Origin of the sequence: Pseudomonas lurida, assembly GCF_002563895.1 — a bacterium.
Taxonomy (GTDB): Bacteria; Pseudomonadota; Gammaproteobacteria; order Pseudomonadales; family Pseudomonadaceae; genus Aquipseudomonas; species Aquipseudomonas lurida.
In genome coordinates this window covers 125,754-152,717 of record NZ_PDJB01000001.1, presented here as the reverse complement: position 1 = coordinate 152,717, position 26,964 = coordinate 125,754, and the positions used below count along the sequence as shown (strand labels likewise).

The following is a 26,964-nucleotide window of genomic DNA, read 5'->3' as shown; positions in this document are numbered from 1 at the left end:
AGCTTCAGATCTTGAAACTGTCGACCAGTTGTTTCAAACGGCTGGCCTGTTGGGACAGCGCATCGCAGTCCTTCAACGTTTCGTTGAGGTTGGCCACGCCTTGCTGGTTCAGCAGGTTGATCTGGTTGATGTCGACATTGAGTGTTTCCACCACGGCAGTCTGCTCTTCGGTGGCGGCCGCGACCGATTGGTTCATGCCATCGATCTCGACAATACGCTGCGTCACGCTGATCAATCGCTCACCCGCCTGGTTGGCCACCTCGACGCTCTCTTCGCTGGACGTCTGGCTGGCGTTCATGGTGGTCACCGCTTCACGCGAACCCACTTGCAGCGAAGTGATCATCTTGTGGATCTCCTCAGCCGACTCTTGCGTGCGGTGGGCCAGGTTACGCACTTCATCAGCGACCACGGCAAACCCACGGCCGGCTTCCCCGGCACGCGCGGCTTCGATTGCGGCGTTGAGCGCGAGCAGGTTGGTTTGCTGGGAGATACCTTTGATCACATCAAGGATGTGGCCGATATTGTCGGTGCTGGCGTTCAGGGTCTCGATCTGGGTGCAGGACAGGCTGATCTTTTGCGACAGTTCCGACATCGCCAGGATCGTTTGCTCCACCACCTTGCGCCCATCGTCAGCCTGCTCGCTGGCACCACTGGCGTGCTGCGAAGCATCGGCAGCATTACGCGCGATTTCCTGAGTGGCGGCACCCAGTTCGTTGATCGCGGCGGCCACGCTGTTAGTGCGGGCACTCTGCTCGTCAGAGCCGATGATCGAGGCGTTGGACGAGGCCATCACGCGCTGGGACAAATCATGCACTTGGCGTGTTGCCGAGGACACTTCGGAAATGGAGGCGTGGATGCGCTCAACGAATTGGTTGAACGCACTGCCGACCTCGCCGAATTCGTCCTTGCTGGTGACGTCCAGGCGGCGGGTCAGGTCGCCCTCGCCTTGGGCAATGTCCTGCATGGCAGCGCCCATGGTGGTCAGGGGTCGCAGCAATACTTGGATCAACAGACTCAAGAGCACCGCAATCGCCACCACGGCGATCACCATGGCAATCAACGCTGAGGTACGGAATTCACCCAGTGGTGCGTAGGCCTTGTCTTTGTCGATCGACAGGCCGATGTACCAATCCGCCCCTGGCAAGCCGCTGATCGGGGTGAAAGACAAGATGCGATCCTGGCCGTTGAGGACCACATCCTGGCTGACCTTCTCGATGCGCACGCTGGTGCCCGGGTAGATGTCCTTCAGGTTTTTCATCACTTGGTCCTGGTCGGGGCTGACGATGACCTGCCCGTCGCCGCTGACCAGGAACGCATGGCCGATGCCGCCAAAGTCCACCGAGTTGATGATCTTCACCAGGGTTTGCAGGCTCAGGTCGCCGCCGACTACGCCCAGCAGTTCGCCGTTCTTTTTCACCGGCAGGGCGATGGTCACGATCTGCCCACCCACCGCAGCCATGTAAGGCGGGGTAAGCATGGTTTTGTCCGCGGCTACGGCTTGCTTGTACCAGGGGCGCTGACGCGGGTCGTAGCCATCGGGCATCTTCGCGTCCGGGCGCTGCGTGAACACGCCGTTGGTCTGGCCGACATAGGTGAACTGGAAATTCGCGGTAAACGCGGGTTGATCGACCAGTCCAGGAAGGTCTGCACCACTGCCCTGATGGGCAACGTTTTGCGCCAGGCTTTCGAGGACCAGAATACGGCCACTGAGCCAGTTCTGCACACTGCTGGCGGTGAGCTCACCGGATTGCTGGATGGAGGAGTCCAGGTTTTGCTTGATGGTGCTGCGCTGCAGGTAGTCGTTGTAAAGCGTGAATAACGCGAAGGCTAGAACCACGACGCCTGACGCGGCCAACAGAATTTTATGACTGAACTTGAGATTCATTTCATCGACTTCTTTTGCCAAAGGGGGGTGAGCGTGCCGAGTGGAACATTCCATGTAACGCGATAGGCGGACTCTCAGGCCGCTCTATTTCGGTGCACGCATGGCTCGTCAGGCTTTCGGCCAAACCTTGGCAAATCTTAGAAATTTGTGAGACTCGTCCTCTTTTTACGTAGGAAACCGACCGGCGGTAAGTGCCTACGATTCAGAGTTGCAAATTCTTTCAGGCTTCCAGACAATGCGACTAATTATCATTTGTGACGTCTGGCCGAGCCCGTGTGCATGCGATCCTCTGAGTACTCGCCGTGTGAAAGTGTTGTGCAGACGCTTTACAGCACTCATCACAACTGGCTGAACGCGTGGCTGCGCAGTCGCCTGGGCAATGCCGCCGATGCAGCTGACCTGGCACAAGACACCTTTGTGCGCCTGCTGCAAAAGACCGAACGCTTCGAACTCAAGGCGCCTCGCGCTTTTTTGCGCACCATCGCGCGGGGCTTGGTGATCGATCACTGGCGACGTGAAGAAATTGAACGCGCTTATCTCGAGTCCATCGCCCACCTGCCCGAGGCACTGGCTCCCAGCGCAGAGGCGCGCGCATTGGTGCTGGAGTTGCTGGAAGACATTTCCCGTCTTTTGGACGGACTCAAGCCTAAGGTGCGCAGGGCATTTCTGTTGGCCCAGTGCGACGGGCTGGCGTACAAACAGATCGCCCAGCAAATGGGCGTGTCACTGCGATCGGTGGAGCGCTATATCTGCGAGGCGCTCTATCACTGCTACGTTCTGCGCTATCAAACATGACGCCGTTGGATGATGCCACGCGCGCAGGTCCCGACCCCCAAGTGGTCAAGCAGGCCATCAGTTGGATGCTGCGTTTGCGTAACAACCGGGCTAACCGGCGGCTACAGGCACAATGTGAAGACTGGCGCGAAGCCCACCATGACCACGAGTTGGCCTGGCAGCGGGTTCAAGCATTGCAACAAGAATTGAGTGGCCAGTTGGCGGCAGTTCCCGGCGCGCGACTGACGCTGGAGAACAGCGCCCAGGGCTTGGGGCGGCGACAGGCGTTGAAGTTGCTGTCCGGTGTGATGCTGGTGAGCTCGGCGGCCTGGATAAGCCGCGACCTGATCGGCTGGCAACGCTGGACCAGCGATCTTGCGACCGCCACCGGTGAGCGGCGCAGCGTGCAATTGCCGGATGGCACCCGCCTGCAACTCAACACTGACAGCGCAGTCGACCTGGACTTCAACCCACAGCAGCGCCTGATTACGCTGGTGCGCGGAGAAATCCTGGTGACGTGCGGTGCCGCGTCGGCGCCCTTATTGGTTAAAACACGCCATGGCTTGCTTGAAGGTATCGACGGACGTTTCGCTGTGCGTCAGGACAGCGACTGCACGCGCTTGAGCGTGCTCAGCGGTAACGTGGCGATCCACACACCGCACGGGGCGGATGGGCTATCGCTTCAGGTCCACGCAGGGGAAAACTACCTCGTGCGTCAGACCCAAGCCACCCTCGCGGCCCCGTTGAACATGGATGTCGGCGCATGGGCCGATGGGCTGATCGTTACTCGGGGCATGCGACTTGCGGATTTCCTTTCGGAAGTAGGGCGTTATCGGCATGGTTATCTGGGCTGCTCCGCAGACATCGCAGACTTGCGGCTGTCAGGGGTTTTTCGCCTGGAGGACACCGACACATTGCTGGCCATCCTGCCGCAGACATTACCCGTACAGGTGCGCTATCGCACGCGCTGGTGGGTAAGCCTGGAGCGGTCGGCCTGATTTTTTCATATTTTTCACCCGATATTTCTGGCGGCTTTTCTCCGTGAGCCCGGCTTAGACAGTAAGCCTTTCAATCTGCCTTCACCGGCCTCTACGGACCTTGACCATGACTGTGCGTTTTCTCCGCAATTCTCCCGACTCTTCCTACCCGTTATTGAGCAAAGCCGTACGTGCAGCTTTGCTGTCCACGGCAATGGGTATCGGCGTTGTGCCGATTACCGGTATGGCCGCACAAGACGGTACAGAGCAGATTCATCAGCGCTTCGACCTTCCGGCAGGCGCGCTGAGCGACGTGCTCAATCAGTTTGCCCGCCAGGCGGGTATCACGCTGTCCAGTACACCTGCACAGACCCAGGGCCGGGCGTCGCCCGGGTTGCAGGGCGACTACTCTGCTGAGCAGGGGCTGAATCATTTGCTCGGTGGCTCTGGTTTGCAGGCGGTTTCCGCAGATGGCGTCAGCTTCGTATTGCAGGCGCTACCGGACCGTAGCGCCCTCACTTTGCCGACCACCGATATCAAAGGGTTCGCCCTGGGTAATGCCCTGGGCAGCATGGAAGGCTACAACGCGACTCACAGCCAGATCGCCACCAAGACCAGTACGGCGTTGCTGGAGACCTCGCAAACCGTCTCGGTCATGAGACACAATATTCGTCAAATGGACTACAATCCCCGTATTCCAAGGCTTGCAGAGGTTTTTGATGAGCGATACCAGGGCACTTCCGAGAGCTTTCAGCGACGTATTCAAGATCGACGAGCCGATCCACGTTTATAGCTATATTCGCTTCTCAACCAAGGCGCAGAGCCTGGGTTTTAGCGAACAACGCCAGCTTGAACAGATTAATCAATTTTTTGAGCAATACCCTGCTGCCAACCAAGTCGAACGGTTTGAAGACCTTGGCGTCAGCGCATTCAAAGGCAAAAACCTAAAAACTGGCAAGCTCGCTGACTTTCTGAACCGCTTGAAAGCAAACGAAATTAAAGACAATGCCCTTTTACTCGTTGAATCATTCGACCGAATATCCAGAATGGGCGGATATGACGCGTTGGAAATTATCATTTCGATAATTCAATCCGATTGTGCCATTTATACGTTGTTCGATAACCGCCTATATTCAAAGCGAAAAAAAGACAGCAGCGCCGATATTAGCCTCATTCAAAATATACTTGAACGAGCAAGCGACGAAAGCCGCTCAAAGTCAGAGCGTTCAAAGGACGCGAAAACTCGAAACCTGAAACGCGCGGAGAATGGCGAGATTATTAACAAACGCGGTCCATTCTGGCTTACCTACACCGATGGAAAATTTGAGTTTAATGAACATGCTCATGCAGTAAAAAGGGCAACGGAGCTAATCTTCGATGTGGGATGCCTGGCAACAGCTACACAGATAAACAAAGAGGATCATAGTAAAAAATACAGCGTTGGTATCATTTCGAAAATTTTACGTCAAAAAGCGCTGTACGGTTCCTATGTCGCCTACGACCTAGACGACAATGGCAAAAGGACAATTATCAAACAAGAAATTAAAAACTACTACCCTGCACTTATCAGTGAGTCCGAATTCAACTTGATCGGCGCCAAGCTTGAAGAAAGACACACACCTGCATTGGCAGGAAGACACCCACGCGATTTCAATAATATCTTGCGTGGGATTTCCTATTGCGAATGCGGATCAACACTCCGCAGCCATTCCAGCGATGGAATCAAAAAGCAGTATCACTACCTAATTTGCACAGCATCAGAAACAAAAAACTGCCCTATCACACCAGGACGAATTGGGCGCTATAGCTATCAACTGGTCTCGTCTATTTTTCTTGACTATCAGCACTCCATACAAATGCAAGAAATGATCTCCACAGGCAAGCTAACAGAAAAAGCCGAAAAACAATTAAAAGATGTACAAGGTGAGTTACTAGGCAAAGAACAAGCTTTGAAAAATACCATGGCCGTTTTGGACAAAGCAAGCAGTGCTGCCTATGAAAAGCTAATTAGCCATATCAATACCATAAGCTTCGAAATAGATGCATTAAACACTAAAAAAACAATGCTTGAGCGAGAAGTCTTGGAGTCTAAGCTAACGATCAAGTCAAACGTGTTAAATCATGAGTTAATCAGGCTGTTAATTACACCATCAGGTCGCATTAAAATAAATAACTTCTTGAAGTCAAAAAAAGTAAAAGTTATCTGCAAGCAGATCAACAAGAGTTATTTCAATATTTCGATTTACCTTGGTGATGATTTGATTGACACCATAAAAACGTCTAAGACCGGAGATGTTGTCGAAAGCTTGAATGGCCCCTTGTTACGATGAGCTATCAACGGCCTAAAACACAGAATTAAAAATTCTGCATTTTAGATCCGTTACGCAAAAATCGGACTGGACAAGTCCAGTCTAAAAGCACCGCCCCGGACAAATCCGGGTAAGCTGAACAAGTCCAGCTTAAAAGCAAAAGCATTGATCCTCAAATGTTACACTGTCAATACAGTCAGATAGTTTAACCCGCTGGGCTTATCACCAGACTTTGCTGCGCAAAGACGCTTCGCTTCCGGTAATAAGCGCGGGTTCCTGGCCGGAATGGCAGAATCAAAAGCCATCTGCTCTCAATAATAATTAGCATGAGGATAAAATGAATGATAAGAAAATAATATCAATGATATTCAAAACACTGAACTACACAAACGAAATCAAAAGGCATTCCAGCAGTGGCAGCGCTGGCCGTCGTCAGTTGTTTAAGACACTGCGCCACTCCTTGCGTATTCCAACCAGTCAACCCAAAAAATTAGAGTGGATTGACGATCAATCTCACCTAAACCTGATCTGGTTGCCCGAAATCGGAATAGTTAAACTTGATGATTATTCAAAGGAAGAGAGGGAAGCTCTTCTCACAAAAATAACGAATGAGGCTGAAGCTCCAACCGTCGTTAATAATGATAGAGGAAAGCTTCTCGAATTAAGGACCAAGCTGAAGAACTCAGTCAAAAATTCCAGCAAGAAAGAAACAGATGCATTTTGCATCACCGCTTTTCAACGAATATTGAACGTCAAAGGCATTGCCGACACTGAACAGCTACTGTCTGACCTTTCCCAGTTCGACATACAACGAAAAAAGCAGAAGCTGAATACCGCCAAACAATATCTTGAATGTCATAATGAAATCGAGTCCGGACCAAAGGCACTGATCAGAAAAAACCAAGCGGTCGTTCAAGAAGCCTTTTTTAAATTTCCATCTAGAAACGAAGTCTCCGGTATTAATCCGGAAAGTCGGATAGATTTAATAAAGGGGTTTTACCAGGCTGTTTTCCCTGAATACCCCATTCATTTCATCGTCCTACATGGAGACGAAGACAAGGACAAGCAGGATTATAGCGATCACCCGCACTTATTCATATCCACTAAAAATAGCAAAAGCGAGCGTTATGATTTGCGTGAGACGCAAATCAAAAAGGTCAACGCGTACCTAAAAAAGCATCGTCCAGGAACGGACCCAATCAGTGAAACTCCAGATTTTTTACAATCTCAGCTATTATTCGGCTACTTACAAGACATGTTTTATATTTATACTAATAATGAGCTTCTAAAGCAGACGCCTTATGTAGCCAAAAAAGTTGAGCAAACCGAAGCACATATGCAGAAGCTTCGCTACATTCGTAACGAATCAAAAAAGCCTAAATCAGAAAGGGTCTTTAACCTTTACGAGCTCGCCAGGGTTGATCGTGAGCGCGCTCAACGGCAAGCGGAGTGTGCCAAAGAAGAAGCTAAACAGGCCCAGCAGCAAAGGCAGGAAGCCTTCCAAAAGGCACAAAAAGCTAAGGCATTCACCGATCATCAAATTGACACAGCCAAAGAGGCTATAAGCCAGCAGCGGCAAGCTGAGCTTGCTACCGCAGAAGAACGAAAACAAGCACAATTTTATCAACGAAAGACAGATAATTTTAAGCAGACAATAGCGAATAAAAATACTGAATACGCAAAAATCCAATCCGAAATTGAACAGAAAACCAAAGAACTCAAATTATTTAAAACAAATCTTAGTGATTTGATAGACGGGATTATAGGTTGGTTAGAAGAGTTCTTCACAGCAAAACGTAAAGCTGTGCAAGACCTACACCTAGAGAAGGCTAGGCAAGCCTATGCACGGATCGAAGAAAACGACAAAACATACGATAAAATATTTACTACTCAAGCCGATCATGAGATAGATCATCACTTAGATATTTTAGATAACCATAGCGATTCACTGCCAGACCTTCCAAGACCGAGAGACATTAAACGACTAATAAAGCCATGATAATAAAAAGCCACCTTAAAGGTGGCTTCTCATATTGCGCTTTTGATATTTAAAGAGATTGGCAATACAAATACCATAACATATTTTTTCAATAAATCTCTTCAATAACTATTTTTTCTTATTATTTTCCATCATTAAGCATACGCGCTACCAACCAAGGTTAATAGCCCTCATCACTATAGCCAATCTAAATCAGTTTAAAATCGAAGTGCTTACCAAGCAACCAATTTGAGATCAGGAAAAGAGCGACCAACCCCAAATACACTTTTGTACGGAAAGATGGCATCGTCCCCATAAAAAACTTGAAGAACAAATAACATCCTAAAACGAAGCCTACTGCACACGCCATAGCGACTAAAGGTTGCCTGCTCAACCCCATGATCGCGCCGCCACCCAATAATACAAGCCCGAACACAGCGATAATCATGGCAACACCATCACTGGGGCGAAGAGTATTGATCCCCTTGCTCTCTCGGTTAGTGATTTCGCTTTCTATTGTCAGTCTTGCATCTTGTTCGCTGTAGCTCGTATTTCCTGCCGAATCTTTCCATTTCTTTTCATCGTCATGATAACGGGCTTTAATAATCCCTTCTGTTTTTTCGACTTTTCTCATCGCTTATACTCTGTAAATGAATAACCACTCTTCTGAAGGTACTTATTTCTCTTGTAGTACCAGTCGGGAGTTTTAAGCTCATCAACGCCTTCACGCACTAAATAAACCAAAACCATTCCGACATTTCCGCCGCTAGTAACTTCACCGGTGTATTGAGCCTGTTCGCTAGCAGGCGAAGGCGTTCGTGGTATGTCGATATACGCCCCTTTTCCACCGTCCACGCCATTCGGCAACCGGATATTGGCCTGGTTATACAAAGGCTTGCTTAACTTGTAAAAATTGGCAGGTACAATGATATTGACCTGTGCCAGAAAATTATATTTCCTGCCTCCAATTGCTGGGCCGCAGGACTTCACCATCCGAGTTATATCCGCCACCTCTATGCTATTTATAAACTCTCTTTCTTCGTAAATCTGCCAAGACTTGACGGCAGTAACGGTAAGAGTTGGACGGTAGTAATAATATCGGTCACTGCACGCAGAGAACGCTGACTCTGAAAGAGACAATAAAAGGCCAAGGGCGACTATGCTCTTTTTCATAATTAACTCTAAATTATCGCTATAGAAAAGCCCCTTATTTATAGGGGCTTAACTAACTGCATCAATTGCTGAATGCACCACGGATAGCGGAACGAATAGAGCCTGATATTTGGCTCTTCGCAGTGCTCCCTGCCTCTTTGACCAAATCGCCTACAAGCGAAGAGCCTTCGTCAGCCACACCTTGCTGAATAGATCCAGAGCTTGCAGCACCTCCAGTCCCTCCAATCGTTTTGACCTGCTGACCACCCTCTAACGAATTTTGTTGAGGTTGGTTCTGCTGTGGAAGGAACGCGCCAGCTTGCTGCTGCAATTCTGCGCAGCCCGCTACTGCTACGACTCCAAGCCCAATCAGTACGGCCTTAACTGTTTGTTTCATAACGAGATCCCCTATCGGCCTAACCGAACGACTCGACTAGACGAAATGGGACTATACGCAAAATGTCTATTTTATTGCAAGAAGCTAGCTATTTTTTGGCCTTCTAGGCGAAGCCTATCAATGTAAGCATCTGATTTTAAGGAATTTTCCTCATGACTCAGAGTGCAGTTACGATCCTTGGCAAGCGAATTAAAGAGTTGCGAGTAGCCAAGGCATGTACACAAGCCGCCTTAGCAGAGATGCTGGGATGCGAGTCGATGACGGTTAGCCGTTACGAGAGAGGGGAATATGCACCAAGCATTGAGGTTCTCGAGCAAATCGCTCTAGCCCTGAACATCACAATGGATGGATTTTTTGTCACACAAGAGAATGTGGCACCTACCACCGCAAATCTTCGGCACGAACTCTGCGATATTGCATATCAAGCTGATGAAACGTCTTTAAAAGAGATAGTGAGTGAAGCAAATAAAATCCTGAAAAAAGCCAATAAAAAATAAACCTCTTGAAACTTGCGCTTCAAGAGGTAAATGGTATCTTGCTTTTAAGGAGTAGAAATTCCGGGGGCGACCAACCTTATTAATTTCTACATTTAACTACCTGCACAATCAATATAGCATTTAAAGTTAGAGTAGCAAGAGCCAGTCTCGAAATTTTCTCCTAAATAATTAACTTATAGAGGAGAAAATGAATAGTACACAGCCAAGACTTGAAAATACGCTAGAAATATACAGATCCAAACTTCCCCCAAAGCCTTATCACACAAATGACTACAGCTTCGGTAAGAATATAGGCGGCTTAAGTTTAGCCCTTAAATCACGTCATATTCAGCCCAACTCGTTAACTCATAAATATTTTATGATATTTGACTTAGACAGTGAGATGAGCATATTAGACTGGGCGGATAAATGCCTGCCAGCCCCTCACCTCATTGTTAGGAATTTAGACAACGGGCGGTCGCATATGACTTACATCCTTAAAACCTCCGTAAAGAATGACGTAAGTGGGCGTTTAAAGCCAATAAAGTACTGTTCTGATGTAGAGCATGGGCTAGCCGTTAAGATCGGTGCCGATATGAACTATAACGGGCTATTAACCAAGAACCCCTTCAAGGCATCAGCTTATAAGGTCTTTTCATTTGAAGATAAACCCTATGATCTTGATTATCTTAACGAGTTTGTAGACAGAGACCTGGTCAGACATCAGCGGGAAGTCAAAAAGGCCAAACACGTTGAAGATGGCTTTGCCAGTGGCAGGAACTGTACCCTGTTTGAAAATCTGCGCTTATGGGCATATTCGAACTGGCACAGATGCCATCATAGCGAACTGCGCTCGAATATTCTTGACCAAGCAATGGCATTTAACAGTTTTGAGTGCCCATTAGGAACCAACGAAGTGGAAACCATCGCTGATAGCGTGTATCGCTTCATAACTTGTAATTTTTCGATTGAACGGCTTAATGAATTGAAAAGTGATAGAGCGAGGCAGTCAAGGCAGAAGAGCAAGGCAAATCTAATTTATGTGGATGGCAAGCCATGGGAGGAGGAAGGGATACCGAAGCGCACTTACTATTATAGAAAAAGTAATCCCAACGCTTGCACCAAGGACGGACAGAAGCCTTGGGAGAAACTGAATATTAGCCGTAGGACATATTACCGAAGGAAGAGCCAAGGCTTGATTGATGTATTGAATTCTTAATGTGGCACTAAAAGTTGCACTTTTACTATATCAGGGATAATAGCCCCGTAGGGGAGTTGGATTAGCGGAAAACTTCCCCCACACACATACATTTTTCAAAATTTAGACATGACAAACACATAGCTGAAGCGTTAATCACTACCGAGTACGGGAAAACATTACCTGTTGGGTATGCACTGCTGGAGTTAACCAGCCATCAGAAATGAGTAACAATTTCTAGTAATGCATAATTTTTAAACGTTACAACTTGCTGAATTTACTTAGTTTTTTGAATCTTGGGTATAGATCTTCCAGTGAAGTCATAGAATGAAATTTCATAAAACAACCACCCCCTACATCAATGAATCCCTGATCCACAAAATTTGGAACTTTAGAATAGCCCCAGAGAGCCTTGCTAATATGTTTGATAAATTTTTTACTAAGGGGGTTCCTGCTTTTCCTATCCGCAATCATTGTTCGCAAATCTCTATTTCCGATCATATGTACCGCAATTGATAACTGCTCACAGCACGAGCGGATTATTATTTCTGCCAACCCTCCCTTGATATTCATAATCTGTGAAATCACTAATGACGGTAAGTCGCCGGTAACGTCGAATCTAAAAGCAAAACACTGATCTTCAGACCGAGTCACTTCAAAATTGAATACTTCACTGTCACAGCCCCACACGTCTAGAGCGTTTTTACCATTTAGTGGTAGTAGTTTTTCAAAGTCTAAATACTGCTGCCCATCTTCGGTGCTGAACGTATTTTTTATAAAATTTGAAATTTCTGATTTCTTGCCCTTAAAAATCACTTCACTTCTATACACATTAGCCATAGTTTAAATCCTCGTATTGCGAACTTAAATTAGTTCGACGAAGAAACCCTACCACTAACTTAGAAGCTTATCAAATGTGTAAATAGCGAGGAATTTTGATTTTTATTTCATTTAAAAACTTTAATTTGAAAGTAATGATTTTGATCCTCTGCATGTGAGAACAACGCGCAGCTACAGTGGTTGATTTGCATGGTGCGCAGGCGGGAACTTAAAACCCCACGCAGAAAAATAAAAATCCATATTTTGCAGAACTCAAAAAATCACCTCTTTTCAATAGTTAAACTCGATCACGAAGCGCATTCTTCATAAAAAAATATTTCTACTTTGCCTCTCTTATTTGGAAAAATAACCCGGATCTGAGTTTGACTCCACAGAGCCCAAGACGCTGAAATATTTGAAATGTTGTCACTGCTGGGCTATTACGGTTAAAGGTTGGCGGACCAACGGGTGTGTTTGAGCGTCTAGGCGAACAGAGTTATCCTTGACAGCGACTCTGAGTCCCCCACCTCATCACAAATGGGAAGGAGCAGCCGCCATGAACGAAAACATCCCTACAATTGAGCAACTGCAAACTCAAATAAAGGAAATGACTACGGAGTACCAACTATTGCAAGACTCCTATGATGATGAGGTTTTACTTACTAACTCATTGCTTCGTGACTTGTCACTTAAAGACTTTGTCTACTGCGAATTGCTAGTGAAACAGGCCGTGTGCTCAATGGAGCGTAAGGCGGACACGCTAAAATACCTCGCAGACGTGCGTTACGGATACGTTTGAGCTCCATTATGGAGATATTTCTCTTACTTCCGAAGTGCTTTAAAACGTCTGAACCGCCACACTGTAACCGGCCAGCCAACACACCTTTCTCGCCCAATAGTGTTGGTGATTACCACTGTCCATGCGTCAAGGCCAGCATGAAAAAGGGAAAATAAACATGTGGCTAAATAAAATTCCGAAAATCAAAATCCAAATATAACAACACCGGCACGAGGCCGGTGTCATATCAAGTGTAATTTATATAACGCTGTTACTTATTATCGAAATTTAGCTATCAAGATTGAATCTAATCTGGGCTCCGCTTGGTAAGTCTTTATTTACCTGTTATTGTCTTCAGCACCGAAATTGGACTTTTAGTGATCGGCCAGAAAACATCGGCTAGTTCACCATCAATCCGCAAGTCTGGGTCGGCTCCTTTTTCCCAGCATTTACTAACTATTCAACATCATATCCAGTTAGAGCATGTCACTCTTTATTCTAATTAAGCGAATGACTGACTGGTATGGAACTGCCAAGCACCACAGTCACTATCATAAATACTGTTTCTATAGTGGGCTTAAATTTTTACTAGGAATAAATATTTCCACTTCTGAGAAGCAACCATTCACTTTGCATGTTTCAGAAAAACCCTTTATAGATTCATCATAAAACTGAAAGTAAATATTCTCAACCTCATTACAATCATCAAGAAAAATCGACATTTTTATATCATCACCAGCATACCTTACAATTCCAGAATACGCATCTAAAAACTCAAGATCTAAAAGTTCAACCAAGTACTCTCCCAGTTGTTTAGATAATCGCTTGGAACTCTTAAATTCCCAGCCATCTTCACCTAGCACCTTACTTGCCCCGATAGGAATAATAAATGCTGCTTGATATTTTTCCTTCATTTTGTCACTCCCAGACGTTTACTGGAATTTTGTCTAAGCCTGCCTTTTTGGCCGCCTCAGTTCTATGGTGCCCGTCCTGAATTTCAAGTCGCCCTGTATTAGGGTTTCTCCACGCATCAACAGGCTCACTTGGATCAAACCCGTTTTTCTCCATATCTTTTGCGAGACGCTTAATCTGTGACCCAGACATTTCAGACTTGGTTTGAGTAGGTATAAGGTTTCTCGGATCCTCATGTATAAGCTTAGGATCTAAATTATCCTCGCCGTTTGTATCGCCCTGCTCAATCCCCGCATTCATCACCGGGCTTTGAGCGGTTTTAGCCTTTGCCACCGCTCGTTTATAAGCAAGCAATCCCCCGGCGGTCCTAAGCCCAACAGCCAGAACTACCTTCAGCTCAGAGCTTATACCACTAGCTTGTGCATCGCTAAGATTCCATTTTGCTCTCAGCGACTCAACCATCGCATCCACCGAGTGCTCGGTGTTAGAGGAGGCCAACATCTCCTGAAACTCATAGTTTGAATTTATCAGGTTCTGCAGCGCATCCCTGGCTTTGGGCGAGTCTCCCACCAAGTCCTTGATGGAGTTCAGATCGGCCATGGTGTTGGCCACTTCTTTTGATGGCCCTGCGCAGGTGGTTGGGTTGGCTGCGCAGTTTGTGATCGCCTCAATATCTTGCTTGAGACTGAGTTCGTAATATTTTTTAGTTGTATTAAACAGACACGCATCATCCGTGCATGCCGCTATTTTTTTCGCTGCCCTTTCGAGTTGATTATGGGAGAGGTAATTGTATTGCGTACCATTCATAGCAACCCAACTGCCTTTCCGTATCTTGGCAGCGTTGATGATGTTGATACAGAGCACTAAGTAGCGGCAAAAAACAAACCTTGGGAAAAATTAAAAGTTAATCGCACCAGATATTACAGGCATAAAAAGATAGTTTGCGTGACACTAAATTTTGAATTTAACTATATCATGGATAATAGCCCCGTAAGGGATGCAGGTTTCGGGTTCTCTCCCCCACCTATCCAATAACGTCGCAAAATTACGCGATAATAAAACACTGTGCACGCATAACGCTATAGTTTTTACGAAATTAAAAATAAGCCACGCCTGGTATGTGCTACTGGTTTTAACCCGACATTATATATATGAGAAAAATCTTTTAATGCATGAGCAAAGCGTTATTAAAGACAGTAATTATTTAATTTTTCTTGAATCTCGACTTTCTTTTATCCATTTTTCACAGGATGTTTTTTTGACCTGATTTTTTGTTCCACTCTACCAATTTAAATATTAAAGCGCATGGCCTAAAATTTCTTGAAAGTCATCGACTAGGTCACCAAGCTCTATATTAGGATTAAGTACCATTAACTGGTCTGCGGTCACATTTAGCGATGCAAATACTTCCTCAAGCACGAATGCATCAATTTTTTTCCCGTAGTAATCCTGCACTAAGCCTTTATAAGCCTCAATGCCTCCCACCAAAAATCCTAGTAACGGATATTCTTTCAGTCCATCTGGAGACGCGTGCCATGACAGCAGCTTGATATCTCGCCAAAAAAACAGACTTGCATTATCCGTAGAGAACGCTGGTTCAACTTTAAATTGCTGAAACGCATCAGGCATAGTATCCAAACACTTAGACACATCAGATAAAGGAGACCCAAATATAACTTTTCCTGCGACCCCTGCATTAGTAAAATGTAAGAAATACTCGCCCCCCGAACCGTCTCTCATTGAGCCCATCATTTCTGTTCCTACACCATCCCAATTACAGTTGAATGAGAAATATCTATATTCCCATTCAGGTATGATTATGGAATCCAGCAACGCCAACCCTTGAGCGACACTCTTAATACGCTCAACTGAAGGTAGTTCATCTATGTTTCGAATCGAATTATTCATTTTTACTTACCTACTTATCAGATTTAATTCTATTTTCTTGTCGAGATAAAATTTGAATATTTGAGCTGCAATTTGTACCGCCACAATTTTTTGACTTAACATGGTCAAATTGCCACTCGTTAGGGTCTGGGGTTACACCGCGCTGGCTTTTTTGTGGTTGGACTAGCACAGTACCACTGAGATCGGATTTAACTACACCATCATTGGCAGCTTTGTTCAACTCCAACGCCTCTTGTTTTTGCCGCAATGTGAATTCTTTACCAGGACCAACATTTGGTGGATTTTCAATACTTGAGTAATCGACTTTAGCAGGAGCGTCTAAGTCCTTTTTACCACCCTGCTCCCCCCCCGCACTCGCCGTGGGGCTTGGAGCAACAGAGGCCTTCGCCACCGCCCGTTTATAGGCGAGTAATCCACCAGCGGTCCTAGGCTCTGTACGAAAAGTATTGTCGCAAGCACCGCATCGCACAGGCCAATGAGACCATCGCTGCAAAACTTGTTGCGAGCTTGTCAAAACGCGTCACGATGCGCCGGTTCTCCTTCAGCCAGCCAAACATGCGTTCGATGATGTTGCGCTGCCGGTATTTGGGGCGATCAAACAGTCTGCGCAAACCCGGCTTGGGTTTGCGCTTGATGCTGCGCAACGGGATTACCGGTTGCATTCGATAACGATCACAGTACCGGCGCAGGGCTTCAGCATCGTATCCTTTGTCGGCCAACAGCCATCGGCAGCGTTTGCGAGGACGGCCGCGCAAGCTTGGGATGTAAGCCTCATCCAGTAACGGTTGGGCATAGGCAATATCGCTGGCTTGTCCGCCTGACAGCAGGAAACGCAGCGGCACGCCATTGGCGTCGCATAGCATGTGGATTTTGGTTGTCAGGCCGCCCCGACTGCGTCCGAGCGCGTGATCTTGCAGTTCTTCAGGCCCCCTTTTTTCCCGGCGCCTGATGAGGCTCGGGTTGCACGAACGGCAGTGGAGTCGATCATCCAGGTTTCCAGATCAATCAAGCCCTGCTCGTTCAACCGGATATGAAGGCGCTTGAGCATCTGATCGAAAACGCCACAATTACGCCAGTCGCGAAACCGTTGATACACCGTTGACCAAGGACCAAAGCGCTCTGGCATATCTCGCCAGGCTGCTCCCGAGCAGAGCACCCAAAGCACGCCGTTGAGCATCAGGCGATCATCGACTCGAGGGCGCCCGGTGCGTCGGGTTCGAGTAAAGATATCGGCAATCAGATCCCAGGCTGTGTCAGGGAGTTCATATCGCTTTGCCATCTTGGCCTCCTGGCTGTAATGGCAATGAATTTTACAGAAAACGGTGTTTCGTGAGTTTTCGTACAGAACCTAGTTTAAACGCTTAGAGAGCAAGTTCCTGACGCACTTTCTCGGCTACCTCATCAATAATAAACCCAGGTCCAAATATAGTAAGACCCACGAATGTTTCTGACTCAATTTTAACTTTCTCGCCCATCAATTCAACCTCTGCGACCTCAATTTCTTGAGAGCCCCCAACCGCCCAGGACTTATCAAGCCCTACAGCACCAAGCCTGACTAAAACAATGTGCAGGGCGTTACGCAACACCGCATCGTATTCATCACCCAGTACTATTGATGCAAATTCATCAGTCATATTTAAAAACCTAAATCCTTCCCGCCTGAACGACTTGCAGACTCAGTTATCTGCTCCCAGCTTTTGCCTTTAGCTCTCAGCCAATCAATAGATGGCCCAAGCTTGTCCCCATATACTCGCAAGTTTCGCTCATAAATCCCTGCAAGCTTATCAGGTGGTGTTAGATCCTTATATTGAACGCCTAACTCACGGCGTATCTGATGGAGTTGACGAGCGACTTGCTCTGGCGTTGCACCTGCTGCGCGCATACTGAGACTAATCTCTGACAAACTATTAACTTCATCGACATATGCTTGCCGTAGAGGTGGAAGCTTATCTACCGAACCAGTTGCTTTTGCACCAACAGTATCACCCGACGCGATTTTCGTTGTCTACACGCGCAACGCCAGACGTGGCGCGGCCTGCACGCCGGTCGGATCAGGTGGCGCGCTGTCACCCCACAAAACCACCCCGACGCGGGTTTTGAATCCGTTTCAACACGCTCAATACGCTATTTTAAATTTCTGTCACGCGAGTCATTTCCCATGCCCGAGCTACTCACTCCATACGATCCAGCGCACGCCATGACCGACCCGCAAGCGGTGGCCATCTTTCTCACGGATGCGCTTCAGACGGGTGATGCAGGTTATCTCGGCAAGGTATTAGGCATGGCGGCACACGCCAAGGGCATCGGTGTAATCGCCCAAGCAACAGGGCTTACACACGATCAGTTGGAAGGTTTTTTCAGCGCCGGTGACACCCTGCGCTTGGACGCGCTGCTGGTGATCGTGCATGCGCTGGGCGTGAAGTTGACCGTTTGCCCTATCGACTCTGATGAGCCTGCATGCAGTGGCGAAGTACCTGGCTGATGCCCGTTCGGTAGCCCCTGACGATGCGGTGGCGTAGCCGCCGTGTCGGCTGTGGCCAACAAGCGCAGCGCGTTAGGCTTTGGACATAAAGGGGTGTCGGGGCGCAGCCCTGATCAGGGTTTTGCGGACATCGACTGCGTGCAGGCGGTGGCCACAAAACATTTCCGGTCCAAAAGATGACTCAGATTTATCGACTCGTAGAGGCGGCTTGGGGTTTCAAAGGGCACCCCTTTGGCACCGGATGTATACATCCATGGCGTGCCTGTATTTTTTGCCGTGGATCGAGGCCGCTTTGCGGCCTGCGGGGATGTCTGGCATTTGTAGGGAGGTTGTCAGGCATTTGTCATGACTTCAGGTGCTTGTCAGGCACTTGTCATGTGTTTGTCTGGCATTTGTCAGGCCTGATCGCTCTCTTCGTCCGCTTCGGCGTCCAGAGCGGTTAACAGAGCCTCAACCGGGTCGTCAGGAAGGGGTTCAGCCATGGTTTGGCTGGCTGTGTTCTGACGTTGCAAACGTGCCGGATGGGTCGCAGTGTGAATTTCCTTGAGCGCCCGGATACTGACCTGGGTGTAAATCTGCGTGGTGTTCAGGCTGACATGCCCGAGCATGGCCTGGATAAAACGAATATCGGCGCCGTTCTCCAGCATCAGCGTGGCCATGGTGTGGCGGAACAAATGGCAACTGCCACGCTTACCAATGTTGGCTTTTTCGATGTGTTCGCGCACCAGTTGCGTCAGTCGATTGGGGCTAAATCCTTCGCCCTGCTGGGTCAAAAACAAGGTGCCATCGTCCTGGCCCAAAACAAAATGGGGCCGGACGTCGTCGCGGTATTTGGTGATCCACGCCAAGGCCCGCTCGCCGATGGGAATCATCCGATCTTTTTTGCCCTTGCCCTGACGAATCATCACCGTGCCGCGCTCGTAGTCGATGGCGCTCCAGCTCAGGCCAATCAACTCCATGCGGCGCATGCCGGTGCTGTAGAGGGTTTCCAGCATCGCCCTGTCGCGGATGCCGGTCGGGGTTTGGGTGTCCGGCACATTGAGGATGCGTTCAGCTTCGTCGCTGCTGAGGATATGTTTCGGCAAACGCTGTTCCATCCTCGGTAGATCGAGGTCGGAAGCCGGGTTGTACAAGATGCGGTTGGTTTTGGTCAGCCACTTGAACCACACCCGAATTGGTGTGATGCGCACCGTTTGGCTACGCGCTGACAGCGCTTCGCCATCGGCTTTTCGATACAAAAAAAGATGACGCTGGTAGCGCTCTAAAATCGGTCGGGTGATTTCTTGTGGTCGGGTCAGACCTCGTTCGTCACACCAGCGGATAAACGCAATCAGCAGGCTTTCGCGGTTGCCCACGGTGCGCTCGGAATAACCCCGTTCGCGCTGGTATTGCAGGAACTGTTTCATCTGAAAATACAGGCTGCCCGGATCGCCCAGCGGGCCAATGATTTGTTCCGACACACGCTGTTTTTTGCTCTCGCCTTTTTTCGGCATAACCACCTCGACTTAGACGGCGCTGGACAACGCGGAGTGGTTTTTTTGTGGCGGCTGGATCAGTGCTTTTTCGTTCAGGCCGACCGCTTCGGCCTCAACGCCAGAAACAGCGTGGCTTTGCGCATGGTTGAGGGTGTCCGACTGAGTACCGACCATGACCCGACCTGAGTCCGACCGCTTTTCTGAATCCCCCGACCGAGCGGATGTGTTGTCGAGTTGGTCGGCATCGATCAAGCCCATCAGGTGCGGTTGGTTGCCACTTTTGCCGTCATACGTGAGGGTGTATTCATGGGCCAACCCCTTGCGGTGCAGCAGCAGGTATTCCAGTTCGGTCAGTCGGCCCAAATGGATTTTTAACTGGGTATCTCCCCAGCCAGTGGCCTCGCGCACGTCCTTGCGACCGAACCGAAACTCTTTTTCTTTGAGTCCCTGCGCCTGACTTCGGGCCTCGACCCAGCCTTGCAACAGCTCCAGCAAACGCCGCGTTTGCGGCGGTAGTTCGTCCAGGGTGCGACCAAGAATGTCGTGGGCCAGCCGGTTGGCCAACACAATGTCGCCCTTCGTGACCTCGATGTAGGCCAGGGATTTGCCGCGATGCTCGACGTGTTTGATCGGGCGTTGATGCTGATGCAGCAAGGCAATGCAGCGAATCAGCGTCAGGTACTTCATGTGGTCGCGCCGGGTGCGGGTTTTGTCCGAAAGAAACGTCAGTTGATCAGCAAACGGATTGACCACCGCCACGGTTTTGATCAGGCGCTGGGCGTTCTGATGCAGGCGAGTAATCGCCTGTTTTTCAGCGTCGGCCAGCAGGCCGTCGAGGGTTTGTTTTTTGCGTTGGGCTGCGTGAATGGCTTCGGTTTGTTCGCGGCTTTCGTTGATGGTCAGCACCAAACAACGGTTGAGCAGTTCTTCGTCCACGTCGATGGCCGTGGTGGTGAGCATCAACATCACCGGGCCCTTGACGCTGTATTGCTTGGTCACCAGGTTGCCGGTGGCTTCGTCCTTGCCGGTGCTGGCAATGGTCAATTCGCCGTCCGATTGCAGCAATTTCAGGGCATAGGCCGCTTGGCGAACGCCCTCTTCCTCGGCGATGGCCAGAATCTTGTGTTGCAGATCCGTTTCGCCAAGATAGAAAAGGCTCTGGCCGGTCATGGCGCTGTATTGGATGCGTTCTTCTTCCGGCATCAGGTTTAGAACTGCGTCCATCAGGCTTGATTTACCGGCCGCGCTTGATGACTGAATTAACACCGCCAAGGGCTGATCAAGTTTGCGAGAAACGGCCGCCAAGTACCCGGCCAGCAGGTTGTAGGATTCACCGACGACACCACAACGGGTCAAATCTGCCTCGATGCGCTCGATCAGATTCGGCGCACGCAACAGGTTTAATGCGGCCAGCTCATCCTCGGCGCTCAGCGTCGGGGTGGGATTTTTCGGGGCCAGTGCCGCCTGGATTGTCGCTTCCTGCAAACCTTCCAGCTTGAGCAACAACTTGCCCAGGTCGCGCTTGATAATTTCTTCCGGCACGCCCAGCTCTATGCTGGCCTGTTTCAAATAGCTATACCGGGCTTTGGCCGCATACAAATCAAAACTGTCCACGTAATAGGCCGCTTCGCGGCCCATTACGTGCTCTTCGGCGACCTCGCGGCGCACCTGCACATTGACCCGCATTTGCTCCGGGCCGAGGTTCTTTTTCCAGCCACGTACCCGCCATCGACGGTCGGCAACGGCCAACAAAAGATCGCCCTGGGCGTTTTCGCTAAAAGTTTCCGATTCGGAAACTGGTCCCGCGACCGTCAAAGTTTCCGAATCGGAAACTCCCGGCACCGGTGGCAACTCGGCGGTTGCCTGCGGCGCAGCGGCTAAAGAAAAAGTGATTTCTGGCTCGACCAAAACCGGCATGCCTTGGCCCTGCCACAGCGCCTGTTGCAGCAGTTCGCCCAGCGCCTGGGCCGGATTTTCTACCTGCAAGGCGAAAGCGTTAGCGTCCATACCTTGTGGGAACAACAAACGAAATACTTCGATGCCGGCAGAGCGTAGTTCCTCGGCCAGTTTTTCGGCTGCTGCGTCTCCCGCTGAGTCGCGGTCGAAAGCAATAATTACCCGCTGGGTGCCGTGGTGTTTCAGGGCCTGCCAGTGATCTTGGGAAAAACCGTTCACACCGTAAGCGCTGATGACGTTGCGAAAACCCGCACACCAAAAGGTCATGGCGTCGATCAGCGACTCACAGAGAATAATTTCCAGATTGGCCAACAACGCCGCTTCGTTCCAGACTCCGCGCAACGGCGTGGCCAAGTACAAATGCCGAGATTGGTTAGCCGGAATTTTGTTGTTCGGCTGCATTCGCCGTCCGTAAAGCTGCATCACTCGCCCGGATTGCTCCGGCTGCGCGCCGTCTTCCAGACCCAACACCGGCACGACCAGACAACCGTTTAAATGTTCGTGTCCGGTAGAACGCAAAACACCCAAGGCCTGCAACTGCTCACGCATCTGGCGGCCTGCCTGGGTATATCCGGCAGGCAAACGATAGGTCAGGGTTTTATTGGCATAGCCGAGCTGAAAATGCTCGATCAGCTCGGGATGGTTCAGGCCGCGAGACGCCAGATAGGCCAATGCTTCGGGGGACTGTTTGAAATTGGCGTGATAGAACTCAGCCACCGAACGCAGCAGCGCCGCGGCTTCAAGATCAGAAGAGCCCGCAGCTAAAGAAGGGAGGTGTCGGGTTTGGCTGCGCGACACACCGACTTTTTCCGCGCTCTCCAGTGGTGCGTCGTTGCGCAGCAGTTGAACCGCGTGCGGCAACGACACGCCTTGAGTTTTCATCACCCAATCGATCACCGAACCTGCGGCCCCGCAGCCAAAGCAGTGATAGAGATTTTTCTCCTCGGAGACCGACAGGCTGGGTGTGCTTTCGTCATGAAACACGCAGCACATTACCCAGTCCTTGCCGCGCTTTTTCAACTCATGACCCTGCGACTGGATCAGCCGAACCAGCGACACCTCCCGTTTGAGGCGTTCCAGTTCGGCTTCGGGGATGCGGGCCATCGGGTTTTCTCCAAAATACGTCAACGCTCGTTTGAGGTTTTATTTTAATACCTTATACTGTGTCCAAGTCAAACCTTATCAGAGACAGGGCATACAGTTATGGAATCCGAAACGATCTGGTTCCTACCCATGCATTTCCCCACACGCCTGATCCAGCTGCGCAAAGCCGCCGATCTAACCCAGCAAACTCTGGCTGACACCGCGTCAGTGCACGTTAATCAGATTCGGCGTTATGAGGCAGGGACGGCGCAGCCAACCTTAGAAGCCCTAATTCGGCTTGCTCAGGCTCTGCACGTCAGTTTGGATGATTTGGTGTTTGCTGAAGGAGAACGCGGGCCGTCCGACGATTTGCGCCTCCGCTTTGAGGCCGTCAGCCATATGCCCGAAGCCGAGAAATCAGTGATAAAGGCACTGCTCGATGGGATGATTCTCAAGTATCAGGCATCAAAAATCATGGGGACGGATAACAATAGGCTGCCCGGCGCATAACCGAGAAAACCAAGGACGGGTAGATATACGAAACTAAGGACTGCTCGAATATGGCTGACGTAATGCCGAAACTCACTGATGTAAAAAACCTGCAAGACCTTTCAAAAATCCTTGCTTGGCCAATGCTGGCAGTGGCTTATTTCCTAATAAGTGGCCCACAGATTTCGGTTGACGGCAGCATATGGTTCGGCATACCAGATCATCTCTCAGAAGCTGTTCAGACGAGACGATTCTTTCTTATTTTTGGGCTAAAAGCCATTTGGTCCGGCGGAATAGCACTTCTCACTTACAAACTAATTGCCGAACTACATTTTGAGCTGTACCTAAAGACAAATTTTCTGCTCTTTCCAGTTATCGCAGCTTTGTTGTTTGCCTATGCTCTGCTGAGCATATTTGGTCACGATCATTTCATTTGGCTACAGTACCTCAATAGCTTTTGGGCTTATGCCGCTATCGTCTGGGGATTCTTTCTGCTGGCCATGACAGAGCAACTGGTTGATCCGTTGGAAAAGGCTCGGGACAGGCGAAACAGCTAAGCAAGCGAAGTTATGGAGCGATGTATAACAAAAGCTATACACATGATCCTAGACAAATCAAATAGTTAGCTCTGTTTTGTATTACAAATGTATAACCACCAATCAGCACGAAAAATGGCTAACCCTTTGATCTACAAGGAAACACTTACCCCGGACGGGGGTGCGTGTTGTGTATTGAGATTTTGCTCCTGTTAAGGAGCGAAAAATCATGCTGAAAAAGGGCGTATTGAGCAGGTAGACCGTAGGTCGTAAGGATGGGTGCAAAAGGGGTACAACCTGAGTGCAGAAAGGATGCAACCTGGGAGCAAAAGGGAAGCAAATAGATAGCAAAAGGGCTGCAAATCGGATGCAAAAACACCGGCGTTAAGCCGGTGCTAAATAAAAAATAGAATTTCTACAGATCAGCGACGCCAGAACGGTAACTCGTCAGAAGCAAGAGAGTTATACAAGTCTTCGGAACGATTCACATCAAAAATATAGTCAGGCGCGTCGGTAAAGCCGATTCTTAAAGGGACGTACTCATTAAACTCTTTATAAAAAACATCTGAACATTCGACAGCATCAAAAATAATTTTGAAGAAGCGAGCAAAGATATCAGCCAGAGTATTACCACTCAAAAGCAAACGAGTATTTTCCTCGTCCACCCCGAAAGCGCTTATATCAAAGCTATCCGCAGGAATGCTATTAAACTCAGCCCTTACACTCTCTAAATCTATCTTTAACTCAGCCAGTTCGTTTTTGCTTAAAGAGCGGCAATAAAGCTTCTCTGTAACCAAGGGATACCTGCTTCCTCTTTTGCCGCCCTCAAGAAAAAACACAACTGACTTAAAAAAACAGTCAACGTCAGAGGCTGGACCTAAGACAGATATTGTCATTGCGGCAAGAACACCTACATTTTTCATTCTGCTTTAAACCTGATGGATGAGGGAGATATTGCCCCATTTGACTTATCAACTATTCCACGAACGATTTGCGCACGCTGCACAGGCGTAACAGCTTGCCCTCGAATATCAATAACGACTTGCTGCTGCATTCCTTGCGGTAAATTTTCAGCTCGCTGGAGGGCTTGCTTGGAAACATTACTAATCAATCCGCTTTGATTTTTTGCGATGTTGTAGTTTTTCACTTCAACACTGCATACGTTACCTACACACCAGTCTGGACGAACACTACCCGAAGTGCCGTAAGGAACTTCTTGTCCATTTTTATAACTGACTTGTGGGCGAGCTCCAGCACCAAGATCAGCGCCGACATCAATTTCAGATTTTTGGGGTGTGGGACGAACAGGTGTCCCAGTAGAGGCAAGATCATCTACCTTTCCAGCAACGCCACCAGTAGCTTTTGCACCAACAGTATCACCCGACGCGATTTTCGTTGTCTACACGCGCAACGCCAGACGTGGCGCGGCCTGCACGCCGGTCGGATCAGGTGGCGCGCTGTCACCCCACAAAACCACCCCGACGCGGGTTTTGAATCCGTTTCAACACGCTCAATACGCTATTTTAAATTTCTGTCACGCGAGTCATTTCCCATGCCCGAGCTACTCACTCCATACGATCCAGCGCACGCCATGACCGACCCGCAAGCGGTGGCCATCTTTCTCACGGATGCGCTTCAGACGGGTGATGCAGGTTATCTCGGCAAGGTATTAGGCATGGCGGCACACGCCAAGGGCATCGGTGTAATCGCCCAAGCAACAGGGCTTACACACGATCAGTTGGAAGGTTTTTTCAGCGCCGGTGACACCCTGCGCTTGGACGCGCTGCTGGTGATCGTGCATGCGCTGGGCGTGAAGTTGACCGTTTGCCCTATCGACTCTGATGAGCCTGCATGCAGTGGCGAAGTACCTGGCTGATGCCCGTTCGGTAGCCCCTGACGATGCGGTGGCGTAGCCGCCGTGTCGGCTGTGGCCAACAAGCGCAGCGCGTTAGGCTTTGGACATAAAGGGGTGTCGGGGCGCAGCCCTGATCAGGGTTTTGCGGACATCGACTGCGTGCAGGCGGTGGCCACAAAACATTTCCGGTCCAAAAGATGACTCAGATTTATCGACTCGTAGAGGCGGCTTGGGGTTTCAAAGGGCACCCCTTTGGCACCGGATGTATACATCCATGGCGTGCCTGTATTTTTTGCCGTGGATCGAGGCCGCTTTGCGGCCTGCGGGGATGTCTGGCATTTGTAGGGAGGTTGTCAGGCATTTGTCATGACTTCAGGTGCTTGTCAGGCACTTGTCATGTGTTTGTCTGGCATTTGTCAGGCCTGATCGCTCTCTTCGTCCGCTTCGGCGTCCAGAGCGGTTAACAGAGCCTCAACCGGGTCGTCAGGAAGGGGTTCAGCCATGGTTTGGCTGGCTGTGTTCTGACGTTGCAAACGTGCCGGATGGGTCGCAGTGTGAATTTCCTTGAGCGCCCGGATACTGACCTGGGTGTAAATCTGCGTGGTGTTCAGGCTGACATGCCCGAGCATGGCCTGGATAAAACGAATATCGGCGCCGTTCTCCAGCATCAGCGTGGCCATGGTGTGGCGGAACAAATGGCAACTGCCACGCTTACCAATGTTGGCTTTTTCGATGTGTTCGCGCACCAGTTGCGTCAGTCGATTGGGGCTAAATCCTTCGCCCTGCTGGGTCAAAAACAAGGTGCCATCGTCCTGGCCCAAAACAAAATGGGGCCGGACGTCGTCGCGGTATTTGGTGATCCACGCCAAGGCCCGCTCGCCGATGGGAATCATCCGATCTTTTTTGCCCTTGCCCTGACGAATCATCACCGTGCCGCGCTCGTAGTCGATGGCGCTCCAGCTCAGGCCAATCAACTCCATGCGGCGCATGCCGGTGCTGTAGAGGGTTTCCAGCATCGCCCTGTCGCGGATGCCGGTCGGGGTTTGGGTGTCCGGCACATTGAGGATGCGTTCAGCTTCGTCGCTGCTGAGGATATGTTTCGGCAAACGCTGTTCCATCCTCGGTAGATCGAGGTCGGAAGCCGGGTTGTACAAGATGCGGTTGGTTTTGGTCAGCCACTTGAACCACACCCGAATTGGTGTGATGCGCACCGTTTGGCTACGCGCTGACAGCGCTTCGCCATCGGCTTTTCGATACAAAAAAAGATGACGCTGGTAGCGCTCTAAAATCGGTCGGGTGATTTCTTGTGGTCGGGTCAGACCTCGTTCGTCACACCAGCGGATAAACGCAATCAGCAGGCTTTCGCGGTTGCCCACGGTGCGCTCGGAATAACCCCGTTCGCGCTGGTATTGCAGGAACTGTTTCATCTGAAAATACAGGCTGCCCGGATCGCCCAGCGGGCCAATGATTTGTTCCGACACACGCTGTTTTTTGCTCTCGCCTTTTTTCGGCATAACCACCTCGA

General features: G+C 49.5%; 27 protein-coding genes and 1 pseudogene. 12 read left to right on the top strand and 16 right to left on the bottom strand.

Annotated features, from left to right (window positions below; translation table 11 throughout):
• Positions 1-4 precede the first annotated feature (4 nt).
• Positions 5-1,885, bottom strand: a complete 1,881-nt coding sequence (locus ATH90_RS00730) for a methyl-accepting chemotaxis protein (RefSeq protein WP_098465509.1) — start codon at positions 1,883-1,885, stop codon at positions 5-7.
• A 279-nt stretch (positions 1,886-2,164) separates the two neighbouring features.
• Here ATH90_RS00730 and ATH90_RS00725 point away from each other — a divergent pair, with 279 nt between their 5' ends.
• From ATH90_RS00725 to ATH90_RS00705, 5 genes and pseudogenes are all read left to right on the top strand, one after another.
• Positions 2,165-2,680, top strand: coding sequence for a sigma-70 family RNA polymerase sigma factor (locus ATH90_RS00725; RefSeq protein ID WP_052211060.1), 516 nt, complete (start codon positions 2,165-2,167; stop codon positions 2,678-2,680).
• A complete protein-coding gene (locus ATH90_RS00720; protein ID WP_098465508.1) occupies positions 2,677-3,657 on the top strand; it encodes a FecR domain-containing protein in 981 nt (326 codons plus the stop codon). Before ATH90_RS00725 ends, ATH90_RS00720 begins: the two co-directional genes overlap by 4 nt.
• A 106-nt stretch (positions 3,658-3,763) precedes the next feature.
• A pseudogene (locus ATH90_RS00715) lies at positions 3,764-4,318 on the top strand (STN domain-containing protein); the annotation flags it as partial.
• A 37-nt stretch (positions 4,319-4,355) separates the two neighbouring features.
• The gene (locus ATH90_RS00710; RefSeq protein ID WP_098465507.1) at positions 4,356-5,966 is read left to right on the top strand and encodes a recombinase family protein; all 1,611 of its coding nucleotides are present in this window, start codon (positions 4,356-4,358) and stop codon (positions 5,964-5,966) included.
• 316 nt (positions 5,967-6,282) lie between these two features.
• Positions 6,283-7,944, top strand: coding sequence for a hypothetical protein (locus ATH90_RS00705; protein ID WP_098465506.1), 1,662 nt, complete (start codon positions 6,283-6,285; stop codon positions 7,942-7,944).
• 187 nt (positions 7,945-8,131) lie between these two features.
• Here the strand turns inward: ATH90_RS00705 and ATH90_RS00700 are convergent, their stop codons facing one another.
• From ATH90_RS00700 to ATH90_RS28890, 3 genes are all read right to left on the bottom strand, one after another.
• Entirely contained in the window at positions 8,132-8,557 is a 426-nt protein-coding gene (locus ATH90_RS00700; RefSeq protein ID WP_098465505.1) for a hypothetical protein, read from the bottom strand.
• On the bottom strand, positions 8,554-9,096 hold the full coding sequence (locus tag ATH90_RS00695; protein ID WP_098465504.1) for a hypothetical protein: 543 nt from the start codon (positions 9,094-9,096) through the stop codon (positions 8,554-8,556). Before ATH90_RS00695 ends, ATH90_RS00700 begins: the two co-directional genes overlap by 4 nt.
• 61 nt (positions 9,097-9,157) lie before the next feature.
• Positions 9,158-9,472, bottom strand: coding sequence for a hypothetical protein (locus ATH90_RS28890; protein ID WP_141537445.1), 315 nt, complete (start codon positions 9,470-9,472; stop codon positions 9,158-9,160).
• A 152-nt stretch (positions 9,473-9,624) separates the two neighbouring features.
• Here ATH90_RS28890 and ATH90_RS00690 point away from each other — a divergent pair, with 152 nt between their 5' ends.
• Together ATH90_RS00690 and ATH90_RS00685 are read left to right on the top strand one after the other, a co-directional pair.
• Entirely contained in the window at positions 9,625-9,969 is a 345-nt protein-coding gene (locus tag ATH90_RS00690) for a helix-turn-helix domain-containing protein (protein ID WP_098465503.1), read from the top strand.
• Positions 9,970-10,156: 187 nt separating this feature from the next.
• Positions 10,157-11,167, top strand: a complete 1,011-nt coding sequence (locus ATH90_RS00685) for a replication initiation protein (RefSeq protein ID WP_098465502.1) — start codon at positions 10,157-10,159, stop codon at positions 11,165-11,167.
• A gap of 240 nt (positions 11,168-11,407) precedes the next feature.
• Here the strand turns inward: ATH90_RS00685 and ATH90_RS00680 are convergent, their stop codons facing one another.
• Entirely contained in the window at positions 11,408-11,986 is a 579-nt protein-coding gene (locus tag ATH90_RS00680) for a hypothetical protein (RefSeq protein WP_098465501.1), read from the bottom strand.
• Between the two features lie 535 nt (positions 11,987-12,521).
• On the opposite strand from ATH90_RS00680, the gene ATH90_RS00675 reads away from it, so the two are divergent.
• Positions 12,522-12,764, top strand: coding sequence for a hypothetical protein (locus ATH90_RS00675; protein ID WP_098465500.1), 243 nt, complete (start codon positions 12,522-12,524; stop codon positions 12,762-12,764).
• Positions 12,765-13,309: 545 nt separating this feature from the next.
• Here ATH90_RS00675 and ATH90_RS00670 read toward each other — a convergent pair.
• From ATH90_RS00670 to ATH90_RS00640, 6 genes are all read right to left on the bottom strand, one after another.
• A complete protein-coding gene (locus ATH90_RS00670; RefSeq protein WP_098465499.1) occupies positions 13,310-13,657 on the bottom strand; it encodes a hypothetical protein in 348 nt (115 codons plus the stop codon).
• A gap of 4 nt (positions 13,658-13,661) precedes the next feature.
• Positions 13,662-14,462: a ParB/RepB/Spo0J family partition protein gene (locus tag ATH90_RS29490; RefSeq protein ID WP_244905977.1), complete on the bottom strand. Its 801-nt coding sequence runs from the start codon at positions 14,460-14,462 to the stop codon at positions 13,662-13,664.
• A 489-nt stretch (positions 14,463-14,951) separates the two neighbouring features.
• Positions 14,952-15,563: a hypothetical protein gene (locus ATH90_RS00655; protein WP_141537444.1), complete on the bottom strand. Its 612-nt coding sequence runs from the start codon at positions 15,561-15,563 to the stop codon at positions 14,952-14,954.
• A 10-nt stretch (positions 15,564-15,573) separates the two neighbouring features.
• Positions 15,574-15,954: an HNH endonuclease gene (locus ATH90_RS00650; RefSeq protein WP_211290109.1), complete on the bottom strand. Its 381-nt coding sequence runs from the start codon at positions 15,952-15,954 to the stop codon at positions 15,574-15,576.
• A gap of 34 nt (positions 15,955-15,988) precedes the next feature.
• Positions 15,989-16,842 (bottom strand): IS5 family transposase gene (locus ATH90_RS00645; protein ID WP_098465497.1). Its coding sequence is split into 2 segments (ribosomal slippage): positions 15,989-16,498 and positions 16,501-16,842, totalling 852 coding nucleotides; the frame shifts between segments, so codons are not numbered across the junction.
• Between the two features lie 82 nt (positions 16,843-16,924).
• Positions 16,925-17,197: a hypothetical protein gene (locus tag ATH90_RS00640; protein ID WP_098465496.1), complete on the bottom strand. Its 273-nt coding sequence runs from the start codon at positions 17,195-17,197 to the stop codon at positions 16,925-16,927.
• A gap of 524 nt (positions 17,198-17,721) precedes the next feature.
• On the opposite strand from ATH90_RS00640, the gene ATH90_RS00630 reads away from it, so the two are divergent.
• The gene (locus ATH90_RS00630; protein ID WP_098465494.1) at positions 17,722-18,045 is read left to right on the top strand and encodes an addiction module antidote protein; all 324 of its coding nucleotides are present in this window, start codon (positions 17,722-17,724) and stop codon (positions 18,043-18,045) included.
• Between the two features lie 395 nt (positions 18,046-18,440).
• Here the strand turns inward: ATH90_RS00630 and xerC (ATH90_RS00625) are convergent, their stop codons facing one another.
• Together xerC (ATH90_RS00625) and ATH90_RS00620 are read right to left on the bottom strand one after the other, a co-directional pair.
• The gene (gene xerC / locus ATH90_RS00625) at positions 18,441-19,538 is read right to left on the bottom strand and encodes a site-specific tyrosine recombinase XerC (protein WP_098465493.1); all 1,098 of its coding nucleotides are present in this window, start codon (positions 19,536-19,538) and stop codon (positions 18,441-18,443) included.
• Between the two features lie 12 nt (positions 19,539-19,550).
• Positions 19,551-22,580, bottom strand: coding sequence for a CHC2 zinc finger domain-containing protein (locus ATH90_RS00620; RefSeq protein ID WP_098465492.1), 3,030 nt, complete (start codon positions 22,578-22,580; stop codon positions 19,551-19,553).
• 99 nt (positions 22,581-22,679) lie between these two features.
• Here ATH90_RS00620 and ATH90_RS00615 point away from each other — a divergent pair, with 99 nt between their 5' ends.
• Complete coding sequence (locus ATH90_RS00615) at positions 22,680-23,069, top strand: helix-turn-helix domain-containing protein (RefSeq protein WP_199727392.1); 390 nt, start codon at positions 22,680-22,682, stop codon at positions 23,067-23,069.
• Between the two features lie 50 nt (positions 23,070-23,119).
• Positions 23,120-23,605 (top strand): hypothetical protein, encoded by a 486-nt coding sequence (locus ATH90_RS00610; protein WP_098465491.1) that lies wholly within the window; start codon positions 23,120-23,122, stop codon positions 23,603-23,605.
• Positions 23,606-24,006: 401 nt separating this feature from the next.
• Here ATH90_RS00610 and ATH90_RS00605 read toward each other — a convergent pair whose 3' ends face one another.
• Both ATH90_RS00605 and ATH90_RS28885 read right to left on the bottom strand, forming a co-directional pair.
• Positions 24,007-24,507 (bottom strand): Imm70 family immunity protein, encoded by a 501-nt coding sequence (locus ATH90_RS00605; RefSeq protein WP_090406889.1) that lies wholly within the window; start codon positions 24,505-24,507, stop codon positions 24,007-24,009.
• Positions 24,504-24,731: a hypothetical protein gene (locus tag ATH90_RS28885; RefSeq protein WP_141537443.1), complete on the bottom strand. Its 228-nt coding sequence runs from the start codon at positions 24,729-24,731 to the stop codon at positions 24,504-24,506. Before ATH90_RS28885 ends, ATH90_RS00605 begins: the two co-directional genes overlap by 4 nt.
• A gap of 405 nt (positions 24,732-25,136) precedes the next feature.
• On the opposite strand from ATH90_RS28885, the gene ATH90_RS00600 reads away from it, so the two are divergent.
• Positions 25,137-25,460: an addiction module antidote protein gene (locus ATH90_RS00600; RefSeq protein ID WP_098465494.1), complete on the top strand. Its 324-nt coding sequence runs from the start codon at positions 25,137-25,139 to the stop codon at positions 25,458-25,460.
• Between the two features lie 395 nt (positions 25,461-25,855).
• Here ATH90_RS00600 and xerC (ATH90_RS00595) read toward each other — a convergent pair whose 3' ends face one another.
• Complete coding sequence (gene xerC / locus ATH90_RS00595) at positions 25,856-26,953, bottom strand: site-specific tyrosine recombinase XerC (RefSeq protein ID WP_098465493.1); 1,098 nt, start codon at positions 26,951-26,953, stop codon at positions 25,856-25,858.
• Between the last annotated feature and the right edge of the window lie 11 nt (positions 26,954-26,964).

What these genes read in the sequence shown, in the direction of transcription:
- ATH90_RS29490 (WP_244905977.1), bottom strand. Translation starts at nt 14,462, where the DNA reads ATGAATGGTACGCAATACAATTACCTCTCCCATAATCAACTCGAAAGG.
- ATH90_RS00610 (WP_098465491.1), top strand. Translation starts at nt 23,120, where the DNA reads ATGGCTGACGTAATGCCGAAACTCACTGATGTAAAAAACCTGCAAGAC.
- ATH90_RS00605 (WP_090406889.1), bottom strand. Translation starts at nt 24,507, where the DNA reads ATGAAAAATGTAGGTGTTCTTGCCGCAATGACAATATCTGTCTTAGGT.
- ATH90_RS00655 (WP_141537444.1), bottom strand. Translation starts at nt 15,563, where the DNA reads ATGAATAATTCGATTCGAAACATAGATGAACTACCTTCAGTTGAGCGT.
- ATH90_RS00675 (WP_098465500.1), top strand. Translation starts at nt 12,522, where the DNA reads ATGAACGAAAACATCCCTACAATTGAGCAACTGCAAACTCAAATAAAG.
- ATH90_RS00670 (WP_098465499.1), bottom strand. Translation starts at nt 13,657, where the DNA reads ATGAAGGAAAAATATCAAGCAGCATTTATTATTCCTATCGGGGCAAGT.
- ATH90_RS00620 (WP_098465492.1), bottom strand. Translation starts at nt 22,580, where the DNA reads ATGGCCCGCATCCCCGAAGCCGAACTGGAACGCCTCAAACGGGAGGTG.
- ATH90_RS00725 (WP_052211060.1), top strand. Translation starts at nt 2,165, where the DNA reads ATGCGATCCTCTGAGTACTCGCCGTGTGAAAGTGTTGTGCAGACGCTT.
- ATH90_RS00690 (WP_098465503.1), top strand. Translation starts at nt 9,625, where the DNA reads ATGACTCAGAGTGCAGTTACGATCCTTGGCAAGCGAATTAAAGAGTTG.
- ATH90_RS00640 (WP_098465496.1), bottom strand. Translation starts at nt 17,197, where the DNA reads ATGACTGATGAATTTGCATCAATAGTACTGGGTGATGAATACGATGCG.
- ATH90_RS00730 (WP_098465509.1), bottom strand. Translation starts at nt 1,885, where the DNA reads ATGAATCTCAAGTTCAGTCATAAAATTCTGTTGGCCGCGTCAGGCGTC.
- xerC (WP_098465493.1), bottom strand. Translation starts at nt 26,953, where the DNA reads ATGCCGAAAAAAGGCGAGAGCAAAAAACAGCGTGTGTCGGAACAAATC.
- ATH90_RS00700 (WP_098465505.1), bottom strand. Translation starts at nt 8,557, where the DNA reads ATGAGAAAAGTCGAAAAAACAGAAGGGATTATTAAAGCCCGTTATCAT.
- ATH90_RS00695 (WP_098465504.1), bottom strand. Translation starts at nt 9,096, where the DNA reads ATGAAAAAGAGCATAGTCGCCCTTGGCCTTTTATTGTCTCTTTCAGAG.
- ATH90_RS00680 (WP_098465501.1), bottom strand. Translation starts at nt 11,986, where the DNA reads ATGGCTAATGTGTATAGAAGTGAAGTGATTTTTAAGGGCAAGAAATCA.
- ATH90_RS00615 (WP_199727392.1), top strand. Translation starts at nt 22,680, where the DNA reads ATGGAATCCGAAACGATCTGGTTCCTACCCATGCATTTCCCCACACGC.
- ATH90_RS00630 (WP_098465494.1), top strand. Translation starts at nt 17,722, where the DNA reads ATGCCCGAGCTACTCACTCCATACGATCCAGCGCACGCCATGACCGAC.
- ATH90_RS00705 (WP_098465506.1), top strand. Translation starts at nt 6,283, where the DNA reads ATGAATGATAAGAAAATAATATCAATGATATTCAAAACACTGAACTAC.
- ATH90_RS00685 (WP_098465502.1), top strand. Translation starts at nt 10,157, where the DNA reads ATGAATAGTACACAGCCAAGACTTGAAAATACGCTAGAAATATACAGA.
- ATH90_RS00600 (WP_098465494.1), top strand. Translation starts at nt 25,137, where the DNA reads ATGCCCGAGCTACTCACTCCATACGATCCAGCGCACGCCATGACCGAC.
- ATH90_RS00720 (WP_098465508.1), top strand. Translation starts at nt 2,677, where the DNA reads ATGACGCCGTTGGATGATGCCACGCGCGCAGGTCCCGACCCCCAAGTG.
- ATH90_RS00710 (WP_098465507.1), top strand. Translation starts at nt 4,356, where the DNA reads ATGAGCGATACCAGGGCACTTCCGAGAGCTTTCAGCGACGTATTCAAG.
- xerC (WP_098465493.1), bottom strand. Translation starts at nt 19,538, where the DNA reads ATGCCGAAAAAAGGCGAGAGCAAAAAACAGCGTGTGTCGGAACAAATC.
- ATH90_RS28890 (WP_141537445.1), bottom strand. Translation starts at nt 9,472, where the DNA reads ATGAAACAAACAGTTAAGGCCGTACTGATTGGGCTTGGAGTCGTAGCA.